Source organism: Mesorhizobium sp. C277A, assembly GCF_040324395.1.
Classification (GTDB): domain Bacteria; phylum Pseudomonadota; class Alphaproteobacteria; order Rhizobiales; family Rhizobiaceae; genus Mesorhizobium.
Map to the genome: position 1 here is coordinate 1,300,616 of NZ_JAMYVW010000002.1, position 21,524 is coordinate 1,322,139.

Annotated in this window: 22 protein-coding genes and 1 pseudogene; 7 read left to right on the forward strand and 16 right to left on the reverse strand. The window is 63.1% G+C overall.

The genetic code is table 11. The features are described from left to right. The first annotated feature begins 121 nt into the window (after positions 1-121). On the forward strand, positions 122-793 hold the full coding sequence (locus tag NKK52_RS06410; RefSeq protein ID WP_023682910.1) for an outer membrane protein: 672 nt from the start codon (positions 122-124) through the stop codon (positions 791-793). A gap of 77 nt (positions 794-870) precedes the next feature. Then, entirely contained in the window at positions 871-2,460 is a 1,590-nt protein-coding gene (locus NKK52_RS06415) for a tetratricopeptide repeat-containing sulfotransferase family protein (protein ID WP_023682909.1), read from the forward strand. 47 nt (positions 2,461-2,507) lie between these two features. Here the strand turns inward: NKK52_RS06415 and NKK52_RS06420 are convergent, their stop codons facing one another. The 3 genes and pseudogenes from NKK52_RS06420 to NKK52_RS06430 all read right to left on the reverse strand — a co-directional run bounded on the left by NKK52_RS06420 (position 2,508) and on the right by NKK52_RS06430 (position 4,229). Continuing rightward, entirely contained in the window at positions 2,508-2,804 is a 297-nt protein-coding gene (locus NKK52_RS06420; RefSeq protein WP_023672893.1) for an addiction module antidote protein, read from the reverse strand. After that, a pseudogene (locus NKK52_RS06425) lies at positions 2,797-3,101 on the reverse strand (type II toxin-antitoxin system RelE/ParE family toxin). Before NKK52_RS06425 ends, NKK52_RS06420 begins: the two are co-directional and overlap by 8 nt. 69 nt (positions 3,102-3,170) lie before the next feature. Continuing rightward, positions 3,171-4,229, reverse strand: coding sequence for a D-TA family PLP-dependent enzyme (locus NKK52_RS06430; protein WP_023682908.1), 1,059 nt, complete (start codon positions 4,227-4,229; stop codon positions 3,171-3,173). A 151-nt stretch (positions 4,230-4,380) separates the two neighbouring features. On the opposite strand from NKK52_RS06430, the gene NKK52_RS06435 reads away from it, so the two are divergent. Further along, positions 4,381-5,067 carry a D-lyxose/D-mannose family sugar isomerase gene (locus NKK52_RS06435; RefSeq protein WP_023682907.1) on the forward strand — a complete coding sequence of 229 codons (687 nt, stop codon included), beginning with the start codon at positions 4,381-4,383 and terminating at the stop codon, positions 5,065-5,067. Positions 5,068-5,074: 7 nt separating this feature from the next. On the opposite strand, the gene NKK52_RS06440 is transcribed toward NKK52_RS06435, so the two are convergent. From NKK52_RS06440 to NKK52_RS06470, 7 genes are read right to left on the reverse strand one after another with little or no spacing between them, the layout of a single operon-like run. Then, complete coding sequence (locus NKK52_RS06440) at positions 5,075-5,428, reverse strand: hypothetical protein (RefSeq protein WP_023702292.1); 354 nt, start codon at positions 5,426-5,428, stop codon at positions 5,075-5,077. 13 nt (positions 5,429-5,441) lie between these two features. Continuing rightward, entirely contained in the window at positions 5,442-6,308 is an 867-nt protein-coding gene (locus NKK52_RS06445) for an RDD family protein (protein ID WP_023682905.1), read from the reverse strand. Further along, positions 6,295-7,314 (reverse strand): stage II sporulation protein M, encoded by a 1,020-nt coding sequence (locus NKK52_RS06450; protein ID WP_023682904.1) that lies wholly within the window; start codon positions 7,312-7,314, stop codon positions 6,295-6,297. Before NKK52_RS06450 ends, NKK52_RS06445 begins: the two co-directional genes overlap by 14 nt. Then, on the reverse strand, positions 7,311-8,621 hold the full coding sequence (locus NKK52_RS06455) for a DUF58 domain-containing protein (protein WP_023682903.1): 1,311 nt from the start codon (positions 8,619-8,621) through the stop codon (positions 7,311-7,313). Before NKK52_RS06455 ends, NKK52_RS06450 begins: the two co-directional genes overlap by 4 nt. Beyond that, positions 8,618-9,571: an AAA family ATPase gene (locus NKK52_RS06460; RefSeq protein ID WP_023682902.1), complete on the reverse strand. Its 954-nt coding sequence runs from the start codon at positions 9,569-9,571 to the stop codon at positions 8,618-8,620. Before NKK52_RS06460 ends, NKK52_RS06455 begins: the two co-directional genes overlap by 4 nt. Beyond that, positions 9,558-10,766 (reverse strand): hypothetical protein, encoded by a 1,209-nt coding sequence (locus tag NKK52_RS06465; RefSeq protein ID WP_023682901.1) that lies wholly within the window; start codon positions 10,764-10,766, stop codon positions 9,558-9,560. Before NKK52_RS06465 ends, NKK52_RS06460 begins: the two co-directional genes overlap by 14 nt. Further along, positions 10,763-11,395 (reverse strand): DUF4129 domain-containing protein, encoded by a 633-nt coding sequence (locus NKK52_RS06470; RefSeq protein ID WP_023682900.1) that lies wholly within the window; start codon positions 11,393-11,395, stop codon positions 10,763-10,765. The genes NKK52_RS06465 and NKK52_RS06470 overlap by 4 nt, the downstream gene beginning before the upstream one ends. 45 nt (positions 11,396-11,440) lie before the next feature. On the opposite strand from NKK52_RS06470, the gene NKK52_RS06475 reads away from it, so the two are divergent. From NKK52_RS06475 to NKK52_RS06490, 4 genes are all read left to right on the forward strand, one after another. Beyond that, complete coding sequence (locus tag NKK52_RS06475; RefSeq protein ID WP_352628504.1) at positions 11,441-12,328, forward strand: hypothetical protein; 888 nt, start codon at positions 11,441-11,443, stop codon at positions 12,326-12,328. A 63-nt stretch (positions 12,329-12,391) separates the two neighbouring features. Then, positions 12,392-13,270 carry a hypothetical protein gene (locus NKK52_RS06480; protein WP_031203935.1) on the forward strand — a complete coding sequence of 293 codons (879 nt, stop codon included), beginning with the start codon at positions 12,392-12,394 and terminating at the stop codon, positions 13,268-13,270. Positions 13,271-13,297: 27 nt separating this feature from the next. Continuing rightward, the gene (locus NKK52_RS06485) at positions 13,298-13,912 is read left to right on the forward strand and encodes a hypothetical protein (RefSeq protein ID WP_023682897.1); all 615 of its coding nucleotides are present in this window, start codon (positions 13,298-13,300) and stop codon (positions 13,910-13,912) included. Continuing rightward, positions 13,879-14,052, forward strand: a complete 174-nt coding sequence (locus tag NKK52_RS06490; RefSeq protein WP_156939255.1) for a hypothetical protein — start codon at positions 13,879-13,881, stop codon at positions 14,050-14,052. Before NKK52_RS06485 ends, NKK52_RS06490 begins: the two co-directional genes overlap by 34 nt. Before the next feature lie 245 nt (positions 14,053-14,297). Here the strand turns inward: NKK52_RS06490 and NKK52_RS32195 are convergent, their stop codons facing one another. From NKK52_RS32195 to NKK52_RS06520, 6 genes are all read right to left on the reverse strand, one after another. Further along, positions 14,298-14,504 carry a hypothetical protein gene (locus NKK52_RS32195; RefSeq protein WP_502902891.1) on the reverse strand — a complete coding sequence of 69 codons (207 nt, stop codon included), beginning with the start codon at positions 14,502-14,504 and terminating at the stop codon, positions 14,298-14,300. 427 nt (positions 14,505-14,931) lie between these two features. Next, positions 14,932-16,572 (reverse strand): ABC transporter substrate-binding protein, encoded by a 1,641-nt coding sequence (locus tag NKK52_RS06500; protein ID WP_023682894.1) that lies wholly within the window; start codon positions 16,570-16,572, stop codon positions 14,932-14,934. 270 nt (positions 16,573-16,842) lie between these two features. Continuing rightward, positions 16,843-17,901, reverse strand: coding sequence for an alpha/beta hydrolase (locus NKK52_RS06505; protein WP_084633951.1), 1,059 nt, complete (start codon positions 17,899-17,901; stop codon positions 16,843-16,845). A gap of 3 nt (positions 17,902-17,904) precedes the next feature. Further along, the gene (locus NKK52_RS06510; RefSeq protein ID WP_023682892.1) at positions 17,905-18,582 is read right to left on the reverse strand and encodes an isochorismatase family protein; all 678 of its coding nucleotides are present in this window, start codon (positions 18,580-18,582) and stop codon (positions 17,905-17,907) included. Between the two features lie 337 nt (positions 18,583-18,919). Further along, entirely contained in the window at positions 18,920-20,224 is a 1,305-nt protein-coding gene (locus NKK52_RS06515; RefSeq protein ID WP_023672543.1) for a M24 family metallopeptidase, read from the reverse strand. Positions 20,225-20,549: 325 nt separating this feature from the next. After that, on the reverse strand, positions 20,550-21,446 hold the full coding sequence (locus NKK52_RS06520; RefSeq protein WP_245262749.1) for a GlxA family transcriptional regulator: 897 nt from the start codon (positions 21,444-21,446) through the stop codon (positions 20,550-20,552). Between the last annotated feature and the right edge of the window lie 78 nt (positions 21,447-21,524).

Consider the following 21,524-nt stretch of genomic DNA (forward strand, 5'->3'; position numbering starts at 1 on the left):
CAAGAATTCTCAAAAGATTGTTCCCGACTTCGCTTGGCTCCTTGATCTCGTTTGCTTTCTTGACAGCTCGGCCGCGAAGCAAGAGTGATACCAGTCACTAGTTGTAGCGAGGGAATCGGCGATGAAACTGCGCTTGTTGGCTGGCGTCTCGACATTTGCATTGGCGCTTGGTTGGAGTTCGGCGTACGCCGCCGACGCGATCGTCGACGTTCCGAGGGCAGAGGATCTCTGGTACGTCACGCTCTTCGGCGGCGCCAGTTTCCCGAACCATGTGAAAACGGACTACAATGGTACTGGGTATTCAGTCGATCTTGATACCGGGTTCGTAATCGGCGGCGCTGTCGGTCGGCACATCAACGATGTGTTTCGTGTCGAAGGCGAACTGTCCTACGCGCGCTACAAGGCAAGCGAATACAGCTACACGGGCGTCGGCAACTATCCGGCTTCCGGCAATCTGTCGGCCACCTATCTTCTCGCCAACGTCTGGGTCGATGTTGCGCATTTTGGTGATGCCAAACTCTATGTCGGCGGCGGTCTCGGCGCGGCGTATGTTACCGCCGATACTCACTTTGATGGCCACGCCTATGGATACGGGCCTGGCGGCTGGGGTTTCGCCGGCCAGGTGGGCGCCGGTGTTACCTACGCGGTAACGCAGAATGTCGACCTCGATTTCGGTTACCGCTTCAAGGCCGTGACAAGCGTGGATCTAGACGACAATGATGGCGGCGGCACATACGAGAACGCCAAATTGTACTCCCACAATCTCCAGCTTGGCGTAACCCTGAAGTTCTGATTGGTTCGTCGCAGGCCGCGACCGGGATTTGACGGATGCCGCTCTTGCCACGCCGGCAACCCCTGGGTCCGCCGGCAATGATCCCAGCTTCGCTGCCGACCGCCGGTGAACCGGCGGAAAAGACATTGCAGCGCGGCATCGACCTGCAACGGCGCAAGCGTTTTCGCGAGGCCGAGTTCTGCTACCAGACGGTGCTTCGCACGCAGCCCAAAAATGCCATGGCGCTGAACCTGATGGGCACTCTGGCCATCGAGGCCGAGCATCATGCCGCCGCCATTGCCTATATGGAAAAAGCGGTCAAGGTCGAACCGGACAACGCCATCTTCCGCAACAATCTCGGCAACGCCTACAATGTCACCGGCAACGTCGGCAAGGCGCGCAGACATCTGAGAAAGGCGATCGAGCTCGATGGAGGGCTCATCGAAGCGCTGTGCAATCTCGGCCGCTCCTACCGCAGCCAGCTCGAGGGCGACATTGCCGAAGGGTTCTATCGCCGGGCGCTGGCTATCGACGGCCAGTCGGTGATGGCACTTGCCGGTATGGGTGATTTGCTCACCGACATTGGACGGCCGGCCGAGGCGGTCGAATGCTTCAGCAAGGCCCTTGCCATCGACCCGGGCCATGTCGAAGCGCTGGCCGGAATGGCGCTGGCGCGCCGGGCGGTCAAGGATGATCCGACGCTGCCTCTAATACGGGCTCGTCTGGAATTGCCGACGACCACCGATCGCGAGCGGGTGGTGCTGCACCATGCCGCCGGCAAGATGCTCAACGATCAGCGCGAGTATCGCCCGGCAATCCGCCATTTCGCGAGGGCCAAGGCGATTTCCGGCAATGATTTCGACATCGACCGGCACACCCAGCTTTACGACAGCTTCATCGACACTTTCGACGCCGGCTTCTTCGAGGCGCGAGCCAATTTGGGAAATCCATCCAGACGCCCGGTCTTCATCGTCGGCATGCCCCGGTCGGGAACGACGCTGACCGAGCAGATATGCGCCAGTCATCGCGATATCCATGGCGCCGGGGAGTTGTCGACCATTCGTTCACTTGCCGGCGAACTTGGGTTCGACAAGCTCGACCCAGCCATTTTCACCAAGGCCATGGCGGCGCTCACTGCGGCCAAGGCCAAGGAGCTTGGATCGAAATATCTCGACGATCTCAAAAAGCGCAACAACACGGTGCGGCTTGTCGTCGACAAGATGCCGCATAATTTCGAGCTGCTGGCCTTCATCAGCCTGATCTTGCCGAATGCCCGCATCATCCATTGCCGGCGTGACCCGATGGACAATTGCGCGTCCTGTTTCATGCATAATTTTTCCGAGGCGCACGGCTATAATGCCGATCTGACCAAGCTTGGGCAGTATTACCGGCAGTATGACCGCCTGATGCGCCATTGGGCCAAGGTCATCCCGCTGGATATCCACGACATGCCCTACGAAGAAACGGTCGCCGATTTCGAAAATCGCGCCCGCGGATTGATCGGATTCCTCGGCATCGAGTGGGACGATGCCTGCTTGCGTTTCAACGAAACCGAGCGCACGGTCCGGACGCCGAGCCGCTGGCAGGTGCGCCAGCCGATCTATTCATCCTCGGTCGAGCGCTGGAAGCTGTATGGCGACGCGCTGGATCCGCTGAAGGCGGCGCTGGGTCCGGTTTATCAGTCCTGATTTCAGTTGGCCCGAACGACCTCGCGCTCGACGCGCGCTGGCGTAGATTAGACCTGAGTTGCATCGTGCTTTGGGGCCAAATGAAAGCCGAATGCTTTCATGACCGCCAGTGTGGTTTCCAGCGTAGGATTACCGTTTTCGCTGAGCGAGGTATAAAGATGCTCGCGAGCCAAGCCGGTCTTTCTGGCAATGTTGCTCATCCCCTTGGCGCGGGCAACGACACCGAGGGCGGACGCGACGAATTTGGCGTCTCCGGTTTCCATTGCCTCTGCCAGAAACGCCTCGATTGCCGTATCGGAATCGAGCATTTCGGCGGGATCGAAATCATAGATTTTTTCAACCATTGTCGTCACTCCATTCTACGGCCAGGCGCTTTGCTGTCCGTATGTCGGTTTCTTGTGAACTTTTATCCCCGCCGCACAGGAGCAGGATGACCGTTTCACCGCGCTTGTGAAATAAACGCGATAGCCGGGCCCATAGTGAATGCGCAATTCACTGATGCCTTCACCCACTGGGGCCACGTCGCCGGGATTTCCTACACTCAAACGTTGCAGCCGAACGGCAATTGCCGCCTTGGCTCTTCCGTCTTTCAGCTTTTGGTGCCACCTCCGAAAGGTGGCTGTCTGCTTCAGGATTGCCATGGGGACTAGTAAGTTATAAATTACAATGCGTCAATGTCGAAATAGGGCGAGCCTCCAAAACGAAAAGCCTCACCCCATCCGCCCACGCGCTTCCACCTTCAGCGTTTCCAGCACCTTGTCACCGTCGATCAGATGCACCTGGTCGAACAGGTTGGTCACGACGCAGCAATGATCAGGCACCACGCGAACGCGTTCGCCGATGCGCAGGCTCGCGCCATTCGCAAGCGTGACCGTGCCATGTTCCTCGCTCAAGCTGGTGACGCGGGCGCCGGGCATGCCGAGCAGCTCGCCAAAATCGGCGAGCCCCAGCGTGTCGCTGGACAGCGCCTTGCTGCCGCTGTCGAGGATGGCGCGGGCCGGCGTCGGATGGCTGACCACGGTGGCGAGCACCGTCAGCGCACAATCGTCGAGCGTACCGACGCCTTTGGCGACCTGGTAGCGGTCGAGGTAGATGTAGGTGCCGGGGCGGTATTCGGTAACGACGCTGTCCTCGCCGGAGCGCCACATGTCAGGCGTGCCGCCGCTTGAAATGCGATCACAGGCGAGACCCGAGGCCGCGAGCGTTTGCTTGGCGCCGGCCAGCCAGGATTCAGCCTCGGCGGCGCGGCCGGCCGCGGGGTAGGTCATCAGCCCGCCGAAGGTGAGCCCCTTGGCTTGGTCGATCAACTTCGCCAGTGCCAGCGCCTCGGCGGCGCTCTGCACGCCACAACGGCCCATGCCGGTGTCGCATTCGACCAGGACGGGCAGGGGGTGCCCGGTATCGGTGAAGGTGGCGGCGAGCCCTTCCAGCGTTTCGCGGCTGTCGGCCGTCACTGACAGTGTCACGCGGCCATGCAGCGCCTTGAGGCGCTCCAGCTTGGCGCGGCCAAGGATGTTGTAGGGCAGGAAAATATCGGTCAGCCCGGCATCGGCCATCACCTCGGCTTCGCCGATCTTCTGGCAGGTGATGCCGACCGCGCCGGCCGCCACCTGCTTCTTCGCCCAATAAGGCAGCTTGTGCGTCTTGATGTGCGGCCTGAGTTTCAGCCCGTGGCGGTCGGCATGCGCCTGCGCTCGTGTGATGTTGGCTTCGGCGCGGGCTGCGTCGATGAGGATCGCCGGCGTGTCGAGGTCGTCTATGCCTTGCATGAAATATCACCCTGGGAAATCTGGCTGGACTTATGGCCCCGATCCGCACGGATGTCATGGGGCCAGCATGCAGTTTGCGTCGACACCGCAGCGCTGTTCGGCTATGCGCTTCAGATAACTCCAGGGAACGCGACGCGAAGGGATCACGATCATGAAACGCTCCACGGTCAACGACATCATCCGCGATGCAGACGCCTTCATCCGCTCGTTCGGCTACATCATGCCGCCCTTCGCCTACTGGAGCCCGGAAGAGATGAAGGCGCGCAAGGCCGACTCCGCCGCCATTTTCACCTCGCGGCTCGGCTGGGACATCACCGATTACGGCCAGGAAAAATTCGACGAACTCGGCCTGTTCCTGTTCACCGTTCGCAACGGCGTCTATGCCGACATGAAGAAGGGCATGGGCATGCTTTATGCCGAGAAGATCATGATCTCGCGCAAGGATCAGCTGTCGCCGATGCACCGCCACAACATCAAGGCCGAGGACATCATCAACCGCGGCGGCGGTAAGCTCGTGCTGGAACTGTTCATGCACGATCGCGACGGCGGCATCGATCCGAAGGCCGAAGTGACGGTGCCGGTCGACGGCACCATCCACAGGCTGCCGGCAGGCGGGCGCCTGAAGCTCGACCCGGGCCAGAGCGTCACGCTGCTGCCCGGCGTCTGGCATGCCTTCTGGGCCGAGGGCAAGGATGTGCTGATCGGCGAGGTCTCGACCGTCAATGACGATCTCACCGACAACGTCTTCCGCGAACCGATCGGCCGCTTCTCCAACATCGACGAGGATGTCGCCCCGGTGCACCTTTTGGTGTCCGACTATGAGAAGTGGGTGGGGTAGGCGATGCCTAATCGCCCCAATTCACCTGTTGAAAGAACGTCCAGATGCTGATCGTGCTGTCATCCCGATCGCTCGTGCTGTGCAGCGTCAGGACAATATCCACGGTGGGCGGCGCCTTGATCAAGACTGTGATCAGGCGCGCGCTGCCGTCGGGCACGATACCTATGCCTGAGGTCATTTCCCAATTTCCGTCGGCTTGCTGAAGTCGGGAAGAAGTATCTCCGAATTGCTCCCTCATCGATGCATCGTTTGGAAACGGTTCGTCGGTGAGTTCTGCAAATTCCTTCCAGGATCCGGAGACTGCCGCCTGAATGGCGCGTTCTATTCTGGCTTTTTCCGCTTCGCTAACTTGAGCCGGCATCCCGAACTCCGATCTACCGCTGATACTTATCCGCCTTGCGTGTTCCCAGCAAAAGCTTGCGTTCGAGTTGAGCCCGCAACTCGCCATAATAGGCGGTCAGGAAGGCCCTGGAATCGACCGGCTCGACCATCATGCCGATCTTGCGCCCGATCGTCTCGGCCACGGCTTTCAGTGCGAAATAGTCGTCGCGGCGCAGCACCTCTTCCAGCTTGTGCAGTTCGGCGATGCCATAGGCATCGAGCTGCGCCTGGGTGAAGCGGAAGGCGCGGGTGGTGGTGTCCTGGCGTTGCGACAGGTCTTCGACCAGCGCCAGTTTCGGCGCCTCGACCACCCAGGTTCCGGCAAGCAGATCGCCGATCCGCATGCGGTCGCGGTTGAACAGCGGGAAGAGCGCAAACAGCAGCGTCCAGACCAGCCCGAAGATCGTCGACAACGTGTCGGCGAGCCCCATCTCGCTGCGGCCGAGGATGATCGACAGCGGCAGGAAGATCTCGATCTCGCGCATCAGGTTGCGGGCGATGACCTGATCGATCGACAGGCCGGCGCCGCTGCGCGACGCCACCCGGATGCCGAGCATCCGTTTGCCGGGCGTGGCGGCGCGGCGGCCGGCTTCGAAGACGATGAAATAGGCGTTGCGCAGGAAGAAGATCAGGATGATCCAGACGATGAACAGCGGCTGCGCGCCTTCGCCTTTGAGGCCGGCCAGCCCGAACAGTGCAATGATCGAGATCACGATCGCCGTGACGATGATGATGACAAAGTCGAGCAGGAAGGCGGCGGCGCGGGTGCCGGCATCGGCGAGCTTGATCCGGAGATCGACCCCTTCCGGCGTGATCAGCGGCCGTATCGTCGAGACGGTAGCACGCCTAGCGGTCGCCATGCCGCACCACCCTGAACACATAGAAATAACAGAGCCACAGCGTCAGCATGCCGCCGCCAATGGCGTAGCGTGTCACGTCGCTGGTGATCACCTGCCGACCGATGCCTTCGAGCAGGCCGGCAAACAAAAGCATGATCGTCACGCCGACCATGGTGGTGGCGGCCACGCGCCCGGCATCGGCAGCAGCCGTCATCCGCGTCAGTTCGCCGGGGAAGGCGATGCGCGTGCCGATGCGCATGCCGGCGGCGCCCGCCAAGGCGATCGCGAACATCTCGGTGGTGCCATGGATGGACAGCCATCCGCCCAACTCCAGGCCGAGATCCTTGGCGACGTAGATCTGGAACATCGCGCCAAGCAGGCAGCCATTCATCAGGATCAAGAGCACGCTCGGCACCGCGAAGGCAAAGCCCAGCGCGAAGGCCAGGATCGCCACCTGGACATTGTGCGTGAACAGATAGGCGGCGAAGCCCGACAGGAAATTATTCTCGGTGCCGTCATAAAGCACCTGCCGCAGCACTTCGGCCGAGGCATCCGGGTTGCGCCCGCCGGCCAGGCTCGGCGGAATGATGGCGTCGAACCAGCCCTTGTCTTTGGCCACCAGCCAGTAGCCGGCGCCGGCGCCGACAAAGGTCAGGACGACCGACAGCAAGGTCTCGCGCCACAAATCGCGAATGGCGTGTGGCCAGTCATGCAGGAAGAAGTCGCCGATGCGCTGCCGCAGGCCGCGACGTGCGCCATAGAGGTAGAAGTAGCCGCGCAGGCAAAGCGCTTCGAGATAGCTGACCAGCGCATTGTCGAGCGACGTCGCCCGCGCCACCGAAAGCGAGGACAGCGCCGAGCGGTAGAGCAGTGGCAGCGACAGCAGTTCGTCTTCCGACAGCGTGCGTGGCGCACGTTTCTCGACCCGGGCAAGCAGCGCCTCGAACGCCTTCCAGTCGGCCTCGCGCTCCGAACGGAAGCTCGCCAGCGACTGGCGCACCGCATCCTTGCCGACCAGCGCGTTCACAACAGATCCTCTCGCTTGAGCTCGAGATAGCGCTCGACCAGTGCCGGCCCGAGCCTCTGATGGTCGGCTTCGATGACATGCGCGCCGAGCAGCCTGAGCCTGCCGATGACGACCTGCCTTTCGCGCAGCAGCCCGCCGGCGACGACGGAGCGCGCCACATCCTCCGGTGCGTCCGGCGGCATGTCGGCCAGTGTCTCCAGTTCGACATCCTTCATCATCATGAACAGCACCAGATGCCGTTCGGTGAGCCGGCCGACGGTGCGCAGCATCAGTTCGGCGCTGATCGGATCGACGAAGTCGGTGAAGATGATCACCAGCGAACGCCGGTCGAGCTTTGCTGCAAGGGTCGTCAGCGCCAGGGTGAAATTGGTCTCTTCCGTGGAATAGTCGATTTCCGCCACCCGCTTCTGGATCATGGCGAAGCTGGCGGAGCCGCGCACGGCGCCGCTGGAAACGCGCGGCCTCGCGTCGAAGCCGAACAGGGAAACCATGTCGCCGCCCTTCAGTGCGATGAACGCCGACAGCAAGGCGGCGGTGACGGCGCGGTCGACCTTCGGCACGCCGTCGACGGGCTCGCACATCAGCCGGCCGCTATCGATGGCCAGCACGATGTTGTTGTTCTCCTCGATGCGGAACTCGCGCGCCAGAAGCCTGCCGTGGCGGGCGCTGCGCTTCCAGTCGATCATCCGCCGGCCCATGCCGGGCTGGTAGTCCTTCAGCGCCTCGAACTCGCGGCCCTGGCCGGCGCGGCGTTGCGCATGGCCGTCGGGCAGCGACTGGCGCTGTAGAAGCGTGATTGCCTCGTCGCGGGCGCTGCTGACGTTGGGCAGCACCGCCACCTTGCCGTCCATCGGCAGCACCACCTGGTTCCAGACCAGCCCGAACGGCCCGCGCCAGCGCACCCACAGGCGATCGAACCTGGCAATGCCGCGCCGCAGCGCCTGAAATCTGAGATCGAGCGATGCGCTGCCGGCCTCGGCGGTCGATGCGCCGCCGGTGCCGCCCACCGGTTCCAGCCGCTCGTCATGGCCAAGACGAGCCTGCACGGCGCGCGGCCGTCCGCTGAGCCCGGCGGTGACATGGACGGTGAACTGGCCGCCGACGCTGACCTGTGGCGGGGCATGGATGCTGGCATCCAGCGAAGCCCGTCCGCGTCCGGCGGCGGCGTCCACGGCCAGGAAAGCAAGCAGCACGCAAATCCACAACAGGCCGAGATACCACAGCGACGGCAGTGCGAGCGCGATCAGGAAGGCCGGTATTGCACCTGCCGCACCTCCCCAAACTGCCCGGCCGCTCGGATAGATCAACGTGGCGCTTCCGTCTGGTCGACAAGGTCGGTGACGATCTGCTCGACCAGGCGGCCGTCGATCTGCGCCGCCGGCGACAGGATAACGCGATGGCGCAGCGCCGGCACGGCAAGCGCCTTGACGTCGTCGGGGATGACATAGGCGCGCCCGTCGAGCGCTGCCCGGGCGCGTGCGGCTCTCGCCAGCATGGCGCCCGCACGCGGGCTGGCGCCGACTTCCAGATCGGGGCTGGCGCGCGTGGCCCGCACCAGCCTTGCGATATAGTCCACGACGTCGTCGACAAGCGTGACCCCGCCGACGGTCGCCAACGCCTTTTCCAGCGTCTTGCGGTCGGCCTGGGCCTTGATGCCGTACTGCTTGATGTCGTGCGAGGCGGTGCCGCCATGGTGGATGATGATCGCCTTTTCCTCTTCCGGGCCGGGGTAGCTCACCCGGTGCTTGAACAGGAAACGGTCGAGCTGGGCTTCGGGCAGGGGATAGACGCCCTGGTGCTCGATTGGGTTCTGCGTCGCCACCACCATGAAGTTCGGGCCGAGCGCATGGGTGGTGCCGTCGAAGGTGACGGCATGCTCCTGCATCGCCTCCAGCAGGGCTGCCTGGGTCTTCGGCGGCGTTCGGTTGATCTCGTCGGCGAGCAGCAGATCGCAGAAGATCGGGCCGCGCGTCAGCGTGAACTGCCCGGTCTGGAAATTGTAGATGTTGGAACCGACGATATCGCCGGGCATCAGGTCGGGTGTGAACTGGATGCGGCCATAGGCGACGCCCAGCGCCTGGGCAAAGCAGCGCGCCGTCATCGTCTTGGCCGTGCCCGGCGGTCCTTCGAGCAATATATGCCCGCCGGCGAACAATGCCGTGAGCATCAGATCGACCGTATCGTGTTGCCCGGTGATGGCCTTGGCCACCTCTTCCCTGATCTGTGTCGCCAGGGCCTTCACATCATCGACGTTCACCGAGCCTCCTTGCCGTCCAGTCGTGCAGCTTTTCGGCTGCATCATGCATTTGTGTCAGGGTCTTTGCCGCGTTCGCAGCTTGCAGGCGGGTCGTGAAACCGCCGGCTTCGTCCTTGTCGCGGGAATCGAGCCAGCGGTCGAGCGCTTCGCCCTGCAAACCGTGCGGCGCGCCGAGCAGCGCGCCGGCGCGCACGCGTGCCAGTGCTCCATAGCGGTCGCCCAGTTCCTCCAGCCGGCCGGCGCGGCGCAACAGCATCGCCGTGGTGTCGACCAGCGCGCGTTTGCCGAAGGCGATGGCGCGCTGATCGGCCCGTGGCGGCCCGAACCGGCCAAGGCCATGCAGGAAGGCAAGTGCCGCCGCCGCCAGGATGGTCAGCGTCAGCGCCAGGAAGGGCGGCTCGACCAGAAGCTTGGCGAGATCGTATTTTCGCCCGACGCCATGCAGCGTCAGGTCGAACATGACGGCACCCTCTTCGGGCTGCAGGAGCTCGATCAGCTTGAGCGCCGCCGCCGCCTTGTCGGGATCTTTCAAGCCGGCGTTATTGATGAGATCGGGGTCCGTCAGAATGTAGAACCGCTCGTCTTCGACCTCGGTCAGCACGGCCTTGCCGTTGCCGGCGGCAATCAGCGGGTGTTCGTCGGCCACCCATTGCAGCTGGTCGGGAACGCTGACCATTTGCCCTGAGACGTCGAGTTGCTTGACCGTGGTCTCACCTTCGCCGAGCTTGGCCTTGGCGATCCGGGCGAGCCAGTCGTTGACCACGACGTCCGGCAGCCGCTGGATCTTCATCTCCCACCCCTCGTGCTCGAACAGCGGCAAGGTCGCCCATTTGGGCAGCACGAACAGCGTATCCAGGCCCTTGCGAAGCTTGACGATGTTGGCAAGCGCATCCGGGTCGCTGTCGGGCGAAATCGTGACGATCAGGAGGTTCGTGTCGATCTGGAGATCGCTGTCGGACCGCGCCATGTCGGGCGCTTCGCCGGTCAGCTCCAGCCATTCCGCCAAGCCGGCATAGCCGATGCCGCTCTTCGAGAGCGGCGTTGCGCCACCGACGCTCGGCTGGCGAAAATCGGGGGCATAGGTGGACAAAAGGAAGAAGCCCGCCGCCGCGAGCAGGCTGGCGAAAATGCCCCAGAACACCGTCCTGCGGCTGAACGGTTCCTGCTGGGCGATGTCGGCTGTCGCGTCACTCACGTCCAGGCATCCCTGAAGACGAATCGCTCATAGGCGCTGCGCGCCTCCTGCCAGCCCTCGGGCCCGACCGGCCGGCGCGCGAACAACGCCGCCTCGACGATGCGCGCGATCTGGGTAAAGGCGCCACGCGCCCGCGTTGGCAGCGACGCCGCTCCCGCGATATCGCGCGCGGTCAGCGACGGGCGCAGGAAGTCGGGCAGGCGGCCGGCAATGTCGGCAACGCTGCGGCGCAGCAGGAGATGCACCGCCTCGTCATACTCGCCCCGGGCGGCCAGCGCATCGGCTTCCGACAACAGGATCTGCGCGGCGCCAACGTCGGGGTGCCATATCGCTTCCGCCTCGGTCACGCTCTTTTTGCGCCACCAGGGCAGGCGCCAGGCGACGCCTTTCACTTCAAGGACAATCAGCAGCAGAATGATCGCGGCACCTGTGATCACCGCGCCCCAGAACAGGTAGATCATGTACGGGCCGAGCGATTTCAGGAACTCGCCCAGCGGTCTCAGCCACTCGGGTGTCTCGGGTGGTCTGTAGGCCGGCAGGTCGAACTGGATCGAATCGTCCGACAGCAACTGCTTGTGCAGTTTGGCCAGCCATTCGGCTTGCGCAGCGTCCGGCTGTGCAGCAGTCACCTTCTCGCCCCCCTGCAACCTGCGGTTCGCGAGCCGACACTGGCAATGCAGCGTAACTTTTGCAAGTGGGCTAGACGCCAGTCGTTAATCTTGGCAAATTTACTACTGCGGCTGCCGGACAATATTCGGCGGTGGAACAGGGGGCGCATCATGACTTCGGCAACATTTGCACGGCCTGAGAAATTTCAGATCGGCAGGGTCTTCAACAACAGCTTCTCCGTCATCGGCCGCAACGTCATACTTTTCGTGGGGCTTTCGGTGCTGTTTGCGGGGGTGCCGGCAGTTATTCTTCGGCTATGGACCGAATCGCGCATGCAGGCGCTCCTGACGGCCAATCCCGGCGCTGCGGCCGACCCCGCCCTGGTGTTTAGCAACATTTGGGTGACGCTCCCGGCCAGTTTCATTGCCTCCCTTTTCGTACTGGTGCTGCAGTCGGCGCTCGTGCGAGCCACAATCGAGGATTTGAACGGCAAGCGGCCGACCTTGGGCGATTGCCTGCAGATAGCCATCCGATATTTTCTGCCGACATTGGCGATCGGCCTGCTCGTCGGCCTGGGCGCAGGCCTAGCCGCGCTTGCGTTGCTGGTGCCCGGCATCATCTTGTGGCTGGGCTGGTCGGTTGCGATACCGGTTCAGATCCAGGAGCGGCTCGGCGTGTTCGGCTCGATGTCGCGCAGCCGCGCCCTGACCAAGGGCAGCCGCTGGTCGCTCTTCGGCTTGTTCCTTGTCCTGATCATCATCGGCATGGTCATCCAGGGCGCGGTGGGCGTGTTTGTCTACCTGTTTCACGACATTGTCGCTACTGTCGTGGCGGCACTGGTGCAGAGCGTGATGTCGATGTTGCTGTCGGTCGCCGCCGCGGTCAGCTATGTCGAGCTGCGCAAGGTCAAGGAAGGCACCAGCGTCGACGAACTGGCCGAGATCTTCTCGTAAGCCGACGGGTTTGCACCGCCTTGACCCGGTCAGGTCAAGGCGGGTGCCAGGGCAGGAGGCATCGTGACGTCACTGGCGCAGGACCGACCGGAAAAATTCCGCATCGGCAGGGTTTTCAGCAACAGCTTCGCGGTCATCGGCCGCAATCTGGGTTTCCTTGCTGTGGTCGTCGGACTTTTCTCAACCCTGCCCGCACTGCTGTACAACCTCTGGAACCTGTCCCGGGTCGCTACATTGGTGAACGTCGACAGCGCCGGGAACGCCGCCGCTTTCGAAACGTCGGCCATGGGAGACTACTCGGGCTTATCGATAGTCGCTTCCTTGATCATTTTCGTGCTGGCCTTGCTGGTGCAAGCGGCGCTTGTCAGGGCGGCAATCGAGGATTTGAACGGCAAGCGGCCGGTCATCGGCGACTGCATCCAGATAGGATTGCGCAGCTTCTTGCCCACGCTGGGCATAGGCATTCTAATCATTGTCACTCTGGTGGTGGCTGTTTTTGTGATGGTTTTCATCGCCTGGGTCATTCCCCCTATCGGGTGGCTGATCGGGCTTGCCCTGGCGTTTATCCCCGCTTTCATGTGGCTGATTTCCGTATCGGTTTCCGTGCCCATTGCGGTTCAGGAGCGGCTTGGCGTGTTCGGCTCGATATCGCGCAGCCGTGCCCTGACCAAAGGCAGCCGCTGGTCGATATTCTGGCTGCTGCTGATCATTGGCGTGGCGGCGATGCTCATCCAGGCGGTGTTCACTTTGTTTTTCGGACTGGCGGTCGCCACCACCGGCGGCATCACCGGCGTCGGTGTCCTGGTCGGAGCGCTCGGCAGCACTCTGGTGTCGACGATCTTTTCGACGATGCTGTCGGTGACCATTGCCGTCACCTATGTCGAACTGCGCCAGGTCAAGGAAGGCACCAGCGTCGACGAACTGGCGCAGATTTTTTCGTAACGGCACATCGACCGGGGTAGGGCAATCGTGACGTCGATGACGCCGGAGCAGCCAGGCAAATTTCGCATCGGCAGGGTTCTCCGCGATACGTTCGCGATTATCCGGCGCAATTCAGTGCTGTGCTTGGGAGTGGCTTTGTTCGTATACGCCTTGCCGGAGTTTGGATTTTCCTACTGGTTCTGGGTATCCGTTGCGTCGGTAGAGCCCGAATACTCGATGCGACGGTTGACGATCACGGCAATCTTCATGTTGGGCGTTTTTGTGCTGGGGGCATTCATGCAGGCGGCATTGACGCGAGCGGCCCTGATGGATCTGCGCGGCGAACGGCCGTCGGCACGCGATTGCATCAGAACAGCCTGTGCGCTTCTGCTACCGGCAAGCGCCGCCTCGATCCTGATCACATTCGCCTTCTGGCTGGGCCTGGTACTCATCATCGTTCCCGGACTGTTGCTGCTGGCGCGCAGGTCGGTCACGACGCCGGTAATTGTCGGTGAAGGGCGTGGCGTGTTCGCCAGCATGCAACGCAGCCGCGACCTGACCAAAGGCAGCCGCTGGCCGTTGCTGTGCATCTGGCTTGTCGTGCTCGTGCCTTCAATCACCGTGGATATTTGGGCGAACGCCTTCTTTTCTCATTTGGTCTGACACTGGGCTTTTTGCTCAACGCCCTGGTCGATACAGCCCAAGGCTTGGTGGTATCGATCGCCATCGTCGTCATGTATGTGGAGTTGCGACAGCTCAAGGAAGGCACCAGCATCGACGATCTGGCTGAGATTTTCTCGTGAGCGAACGTCGCCGATTTCGGTCGGTTGGCTGCCCTCTCAACGACAGCAGCTACGGTCCGCCTGCGGTCTCGTCCGGCACAGGCATGACGACGTGATCGCCACATTAGCCTTGGCCAGTGCTACGTCGAGCTTCTCCTGCACCCCCGGCAGTTCCACGCTCTCGCCGCGCCGCTTCAGACATTCCACCAACCCGTGCAGCGACCAGACATTGTCGGGGTGCAGGGCGCAGCGCTGGACCTTGCCGCTCAGGCCGAGGTCGTCGCGATAGACCTGCTCGGCCTCGTCAGTGTGGCCCTGGTCGAGGACCAGTGCCGCCAGCGCATGGCGCGGCGGTGCATCCAGGCCCAGGGCTCGGTGTAGGACAGATTGTCGTCGAGTTCGACGGATTGGCGCAGATGGGCGTAAGAGTCGTCATGCTGCCCCTGGTGGTAGGCCAACTCGCCATCGAGCAAGGCGGCGCCGACGGCTAGCGAGGCCCGTGCCGGGTTGCTGAGGAAGCGCCGCTCGGGCGCAATGCTCTCGACATGCCTGCGGAAATTTTCGCGCTCACGCTCGGCTGCCGCGAATTGCTTGAGCGTCGCATGGGTGCAGGATCGCAGGATGCGGCGCCGTGCCGGCTTCGCCCGAAAGCCGGATCGAGCGCTCGCATTCCGCCATGTCAGTACTGCTAAGGGAGACGGCGCTAGAAAAAAGTTCCTACGCGATAGACCACATGATGTCGTTCTATCGTAACCCGTGGGAGCCCTATGAGGCTCGAGTTAGAGCGATTGACGAAAAGCACGAGGGGCTTCCTGTCTAACTAGCTTTTGGCGCAGGTAGTGGCGCGATCAAGCCGGCGCGGCTTTAAACGCAGCGCCGGCCACCTTAATCCTAGAACGATCACCCCTCCAGCCACACCTTCTCAAAATGCTGTTCCAGCGACTGGTGCTGTTCGCAGCCTTGCACGCCTTTGCGATAGGTGCGGTAGACCGAGCGCCAGTAGGGCTGGATGATGATGCCGGCATCGCGCAGATTCTGCTCGATCCTGGCCATGATCTCCTTGCGCTGGGCGGCGTCCGGCGTTGCCAGCGCCTTGTCGAGAAGTTCGTCGAACTCTTTGTTGGCGTAAGCGCTTTCGTTCCAGGCGGCGCCCGATTTGTAGGCGAGCGCCAGCACCTGGACGCCGAGCGGGCGGCCCAGCCATTCGGTTGTGGAGAAGGGGTATTTGCTCCAGTCGTTCCAGAAGGTCGCCGCCGGCAACACGGTGCGTTTGATCTTCAGGCCAGCCTCGCGCATCTGCGCGGCGATCGCGTCGCCGGTGCTCTTTTGCCATTCGATGTCGACCGAGATCAGCTCGAATTCGTGGTCGGCCTTGCCGGCTTCAGTGAGCAGTTTCTTGGCCTGATCCATGTCGCGCTTGGCCGGGCCGATATCGGCAAATTCCGGATGCATCGGGCCGACATGGTGGTTGTCGGCCGGCTTGCCGCGGCCGCCGAGGCCGAGCGCCAGCACGGCGGAATTGTCGACTGCAAGCTGGGCGGCGCGGCGCACCTCGACGTCGTCATAGGGTGCGTTGCCGACATTGAAACGGGCAACGATGGTCGATCCGGTGGCGATCTCGGAATTCAGCAAGCCCATCTGCTCGGTCTGCGACACGGCGTCGGACGCGGTTTCGTGGTCGGTGTCGATCTCACCGGATTCGAACGCCGACAGCATGGCGTTGGGGTCGGAGCCGTAATCGACCCATTTGATGCCATCGAGATGGAAGTCGCCTTTCCACCAGGGCTTGTCCTTGCGCTTCACCTCAGCACTTGTCTCGGCATTCCAGCTGACCAGTTCGCAGGGTCCGGTGGTGATCGCCAGCGCTTTCATCGGATCGTCGCCGCCCTCATAGGAGCGGTGCATGATCAGCGCGGGATAGTCGGCCATGCCGGCGATCAGCGAAATGTCGGGTTTCGGCAGATTGAGCTTTACGGTGAAGTCGTCGACCTTCTCGATGCCGCCATCGACCGGCTTCTTGGTGTCGGCATTGACCAGCGCGCCCATGCGTGCGGCGACCGAATTGCCGGCGACGGAAGCATCGCACCAGCGGGTGAGATTGTGGATGACGTCGTCGGCGTTGAAGGTGTCGCCATTCGACCAGGCGATGCCCTTGCGCACATGCAGCGTCAGCGTCCTGGCGTCGTCGCTGGTTTCCCAGCTTTCGAGCAGCCACGGCTCGAAGGTGAAGTCGCGGTTCCAGCGCACCAGATATTCGTTGCAATGGCGCGCCACATTGGACATCTCAACGCCGTCGAAAGTACGTGGATCCTTGAAGCCCTTGACGTTCATGGCGACGCGCAAGGTGCCGCCGCGTTTCGGCTCTTCGGCCCGGGCAGGCGAAGGGGAAAGGCCGCCCAGCGCCAGCGCGCCGGCGGCACTGACGCCAAAGCCGGCCATGATGGCGAGATATTCGCGCCGGTTGACGCCGCCCTTCCTGAAATCATCGGCAACGGGCTTCGCCTGCGGGTGCAAATTACGGTCGGTCAGCATGAATTTCATCGTCGTTCCCTTTTTTGTGGGCGCCTCGATGGTCCGCCCCGCTGGGCGCGAATGCGATCGCCGAGACGCCGTTACCTGAGCAGGCAATCATAAAGCGGGCCAACACCGGGAAATGTACGCTTTTCCGCAATTCTTGTGCGCTGCTCCGCAGTCGCGGTTAGCCAATCTCTCCCCTTGTTGTGTGGGAGATGTCCGGCAGGACAGAGGGGGCGCTGTCCTGCCGGCCCTTCAGTTGACTGGAGTGTCCTTGCAGACAATCGTTGCGTTAACTCAGGATATTGAAGGGCCGCGATCCTTCGCACCCCCCTCTGGCCTGCCGGCCATCTCCCCCACTAGGGGGGAGATCAGCGCTTCGTCGTTCTTGCCGAGCACGGCGACGGCGGCGATGGCTGCAAGCGTGCACACGAACGCCTCGCCGGCGCGCTGAACACTTTTGCGGGCGCGCAGAAAACTGTGCACCAGCCGCGGCTCCTCATACCACCAGGCGCGGCCACCTGCCGCAACGATGCGGTCGCGATAGGTCTCGCCGTCCGATGACAGCGGATCGCATTGGGCGGTGATGATGACAGTCGGCGGCAGGCCGGAGAAGTCATTGTCGCTCAGCGGCGAAAAAGTCTGGTCGTCGGGCGACTGTGCCGGGGCAGCGCGAATGGTGCGGTAGAACGCGATGTCGCGCAGCGTCAGCAGCGGTGCGTCGGCATGTTCGACATAGGAGCCGGCACTCTCGTCGCCGCCGAGGCCGGGATAGATCAGCACCTGGCCGACCGCGTGGCGCAGGTGGCGGCGCGACGCGTGCGCGACCGCGGCGGCAAGGTTGCCGCCGGCGCTTTCGCCAACGAGCACGATCGGCAGGTCCGTTGTCACCGCCGCCCATTCGAACACGGTCAGCGCGTCGTCGAAGGCGGCCGGGTGGGGATGTTCCGGCGCCAACCGGTAGTCGGCCGAGACAACGTCGAAACCGGTGCCGGCGCAGATTTCGGCGCAGATGTCGTCATGGCTGTCGAGCCCGCCAAGGACAAAGCCGCCGCCATGATAGTAGACGATGACGGCGCGCACGGGCTTGCCCGCCATCCGGTAATAGCGGATCGGGATGGCGTGTCCTGCATCGGCGGCGATGATGCCGTCGCTGGCCGAAACCCCGTTGGGATAACCCTGATGGAAGGCGCGGCACATCGCATCATAGACCGACCTTTGCTCGGCGATCGGAAGTTCGGCGATTTCGGGCGGGAACCAGTCATTGACCAGGTCGATATAATCCCACAGCGCCGGGTCGAGCAGGGTGGCGTATTTGCCCCGTCTGGCTGTCTTGAGCTTGTGGGCGGTGCCCATCTCTCAGAGCTCGCCGTAGAGCCGTTCGGCGTTTTCAAAGGTGAATCGCAGCGGCACCGAACCCTCGACCTGCCAGGCGCTGACCGTGTCGCCCGCCATCAGCCGGCACGCGTCTATCGTGTTGGTGACGGCGCCGCCATAGAGCCGGTTGGCAAGGTTGAGGATGGCGGTCTGGTGCATGGCGGCACTGCCGCTGCCGCAGGCATCCTTGACCAGAAGCACACGAAAGCCGGATGCGACCGCGTCCTTCACGGTGGCGTCGATGCAGGCCTCGGTCCAGACGCCGGCGACGATCAGCCATTCGATGCCGCGCGCCTTGAGTTCGGTTGCGCCAGGTCCGGCGCCGAAGGCGCTGGCCTGCGTCTTGACCAGCATCGTCTCGCCGGCCGCGGGCGCCACCTCATGGCAAATCTCCGTCAGCGGATCGGTCTTGTCGGAAAAGGCGGACTTGCCGTCGGCGTCGAGCGGATGGAACGGACGCGCCTTGGCGGTATCGACGATATAGGCCCAGTGATACAGCGGCACGAAGTTGCGCCGCGCCGCCGCCTGCAGGCGCTGGACGTTGGCAAGCACCTCGCCAAAACCTTCGACCAGATAGCGCTTGTCCTGCCGATGCTCTTCCTGGAGGTCGATGAACGCCGCGGCGACCGTGCCGCGTTTGATCGAGATCCGGCTTTTCATGCGGATAGGCCTTGGTTCGCGACCAACGCTATTCCGTTCAGCGAAGTGGCGCCAACAGTGGTGATTGGCCGGTGCCTCCCCACCTTCGTCATCCACGGGCGAAGCAGGAGCGAAGCTCCGTCGCGGAGACCCGAGGATCCATGCCGTGACGCTGGTCGGAGAGTGCGGCGGAGCAGAACTTGCACCGTTGCGGCGCGGATGAGTCCCGGCATGGATCCTAGAGTCTGCGCCGCGTCGCTGCGCTCCTTGCTTCGCCCTAGGATGACGAAGGCATAGCTGCCGCGACTATTCCCGAAGGTTTGCGATACCGCGCTGACGTTAGTGAGGGACGCTGCGATCAAACCTGCTTCTCCAGAAACTCATCCTCGTAGGGAAAGCGCGACAGAAGCTCGGTGCCGGTGTCGGTGATCAGGATCTCGTCCTCCAGCTTGACGCCCTCGCGGCCGCCTTTCTCGCCGATATAGCTTTCCACGCTCACCACCATGCCGGGCACGACAACACCGTCGCGGCCGTAGGTTTCATAGTCCATGGCGTGCGCTATGAACGGCGTCTCGCCATGCATGCCGACGCCATGCATCACCGAGGTATAGCGCTGGTCGACGAAGCGGTCCGGGATTTTCCACGCCTTTTCGGCGATCTCGCGAAAAGCCATGCCCGGCCTGACGATCGAAATGTTGTGCTGAACCTGGTCGTGTGCCATGCGGTAAAGCGATTTCTGATAGCCGGTCGGCTTGCCCGGCCCGCAGCGGAAGGTGCGCGAAAAATCGGAATAATAGCCATAGCAGCCGATCGTGTCCGTATCGAGCGCCAGAAGCTCGCCCGGCCGGATCTTGCGGCCGCTGGCCTCGTTGAACCAGGGATTGGTGCGCTGTCCCGAGGTGAGCAGCCTCGTCTCGATGAACTCGCCGCCCTGGCGGATCACCTCGCCATACATGATGGCGAACAGATCGTTTTCGGAGACGCCGGGCTTGATCGCCTCGCGCACGGCGTAGACGGCGGCTTCCGCGCCGGCCATCGACACCTGCAGGCATTTGACTTCCTCGGGCGTCTTGACCGCCCGCACCCCCAGGATTTCGCCCTGGCAATCCCTGACGTCGCAGCCGCGCTTTTCCAGCGCCAGCGCCTGCAAATGGCTGCAGCGGTCGAGCCCGAGCTTCATCGAGCCGCCGCCGTGCTTCGTCAAAAGCTCGGCGATCTCGTCGGCGAAGGGACCAGCGGTTTCGTCGTCACGGCCCGACACCGAAGACCACACCAGCTTGGACGGCCGCGCCTCGTCGATCGTGTCGAGCACCATCGAGACATGGTAGCTCTGCGGGTACTCGAACAGCACGATCGGCCCGTCGGTCGGGATGAAGAAATACCGCGTCGAGTTGCGCAGGAAATAGCCGAACATGTTGCGCGAGCCGGTTGCGTAGCGCTGGTTGTAGGGGTCGAACAAAACGACGCCCCCATAGCCCGCCTCGCGCATCCAGCCGCGCAGCTTGGCCAGCCGGCCCTTGCGCAAGGCGTCGGCATCGATGAAGGACGGCTCGGTATCCGACAGCCACATGCCGCCGGCGGAGTCGGCCGCGACCGGGTGGCGCATGCGGTCCTTGAAATCCACATCCTCGGTGCTGTCGGGGTCGAAAACGACGATGCTCATTGGGTGCGCCTCCTGAAGGGCTAGACCATAGCCATGCGCCGAAAAATGTCTGTGCGAGAATCCGCAGATGTCGTGCGAAATGCCGCAAGAAGGGCATGGATACAAAGGGCAATGTTGCGATCCTTCGCGCCCCCCTCTGTCCTGCCGGACATCTCCCCCACAAGGAGGGAGATTAGCAGCTTTCGCGTCCCGCTCGCCCTGCAACGTTGGTGATTGGCGAAAGCCGAGGCGACATCTGATCTCCCCCCGTGTGGGGGAGATGTCCGGCAGGACAGAGGGGGGCGCTGTCCCGCCAGCATCTCACCGCGTTAGCGCGCAGCGCCCTCTAATGCCGCCGCATCGCCTTCGGCGCGTGCCCATGCTCCTCGCGAAACGCTCGGGCAAAACTTGACATGGACGCGAAGCCGCAGGCCAGCGCCACATCTCGCACCATCAGCGTCGAATGGGCCAACAGGTCGGCGGCGCGCCGCAGCCGGAGCCGCCGGTAATATCCATTGGGCGAAATGCTGAGCTGGGCGCGGAAATTGCGCTCCAACTTGTCGGAGGAGACGCCGAGCCTTGCCGCCAGTTCCGTCATGCCAAGCCGCTCCTCGACCGCATCCTCCATGATGGCGATGGCCGACAGCACCAGTTCGTTCTGGACGCCGGTGCGCAGCCTGAGCGGCATCAGCTTGCGGTCGACGCTCGAGCGCAAGGGGCTGTGCACGAACCATTCGGCAACGCCCGCCGCGAGCTCGCCGCCATAATCGTTGGTGATGATCTCCAGCATCATGTCGAGGCTGCCGACGCCGCCGGCCGAGGTGAAGCGCTTGCGGTCGATGACATAGAGGTCGCGCCGAAGCTCGATATCCGGGAAGGCCTCGGTGAAGGCGGCCTGGCTGGTCCAGTGCAAGGTGCAGGCATGGCCGTCGAGCAGGCCGGCCCGGGCGAGGAAGAAGGCGGCGTCGGCCACCGCGCCGATATGGGCGCCGGCGCGCAGGCTCCTGCGGATCCAGGCAACCGCATCGTCCGCGACAAGCAAGTCCGCATTGCCGCCGGAGCAGACGACGATGCGGTCGACCTTCGGCGCGCCGGAGGCCGAGAACCCCGGTTGTATGACAACCCCATTGGACGCCTCGGCCGTGCCCTGGTCGGCGCCGACGATCACCCAGCGGTAACAATCGCGCTTGGCCAGCACGTTGGCGGCGCGCAATGGCTCGATCACCGAACTGAACGCCATCATCGGAAAGCCGGGAAAGACCAGCACGGCGAAGGTGAGGGGACCTTCGCTCGCTGCGGGTTGCGCCCGGTCGTGTGTTTG

What these genes read in the sequence shown, in the direction of transcription:
- NKK52_RS06410 (WP_023682910.1), top strand. Translation starts at nt 122, where the DNA reads ATGAAACTGCGCTTGTTGGCTGGCGTCTCGACATTTGCATTGGCGCTT.
- NKK52_RS06415 (WP_023682909.1), top strand. Translation starts at nt 871, where the DNA reads ATGATCCCAGCTTCGCTGCCGACCGCCGGTGAACCGGCGGAAAAGACA.
- NKK52_RS06420 (WP_023672893.1), bottom strand. Translation starts at nt 2,804, where the DNA reads ATGGTTGAAAAAATCTATGATTTCGATCCCGCCGAAATGCTCGATTCC.
- NKK52_RS06430 (WP_023682908.1), bottom strand. Translation starts at nt 4,229, where the DNA reads ATGCAAGGCATAGACGACCTCGACACGCCGGCGATCCTCATCGACGCA.
- NKK52_RS06435 (WP_023682907.1), top strand. Translation starts at nt 4,381, where the DNA reads ATGAAACGCTCCACGGTCAACGACATCATCCGCGATGCAGACGCCTTC.
- NKK52_RS06440 (WP_023702292.1), bottom strand. Translation starts at nt 5,428, where the DNA reads ATGCCGGCTCAAGTTAGCGAAGCGGAAAAAGCCAGAATAGAACGCGCC.
- NKK52_RS06445 (WP_023682905.1), bottom strand. Translation starts at nt 6,308, where the DNA reads ATGGCGACCGCTAGGCGTGCTACCGTCTCGACGATACGGCCGCTGATC.
- NKK52_RS06475 (WP_352628504.1), top strand. Translation starts at nt 11,441, where the DNA reads ATGCAGCGTAACTTTTGCAAGTGGGCTAGACGCCAGTCGTTAATCTTG.
- NKK52_RS06500 (WP_023682894.1), bottom strand. Translation starts at nt 16,572, where the DNA reads ATGAAATTCATGCTGACCGACCGTAATTTGCACCCGCAGGCGAAGCCC.
- NKK52_RS06505 (WP_084633951.1), bottom strand. Translation starts at nt 17,901, where the DNA reads ATGGGCACCGCCCACAAGCTCAAGACAGCCAGACGGGGCAAATACGCC.
- NKK52_RS06510 (WP_023682892.1), bottom strand. Translation starts at nt 18,582, where the DNA reads ATGAAAAGCCGGATCTCGATCAAACGCGGCACGGTCGCCGCGGCGTTC.
- NKK52_RS06515 (WP_023672543.1), bottom strand. Translation starts at nt 20,224, where the DNA reads ATGAGCATCGTCGTTTTCGACCCCGACAGCACCGAGGATGTGGATTTC.
- NKK52_RS06520 (WP_245262749.1), bottom strand. Translation starts at nt 21,446, where the DNA reads ATGATGGCGTTCAGTTCGGTGATCGAGCCATTGCGCGCCGCCAACGTG.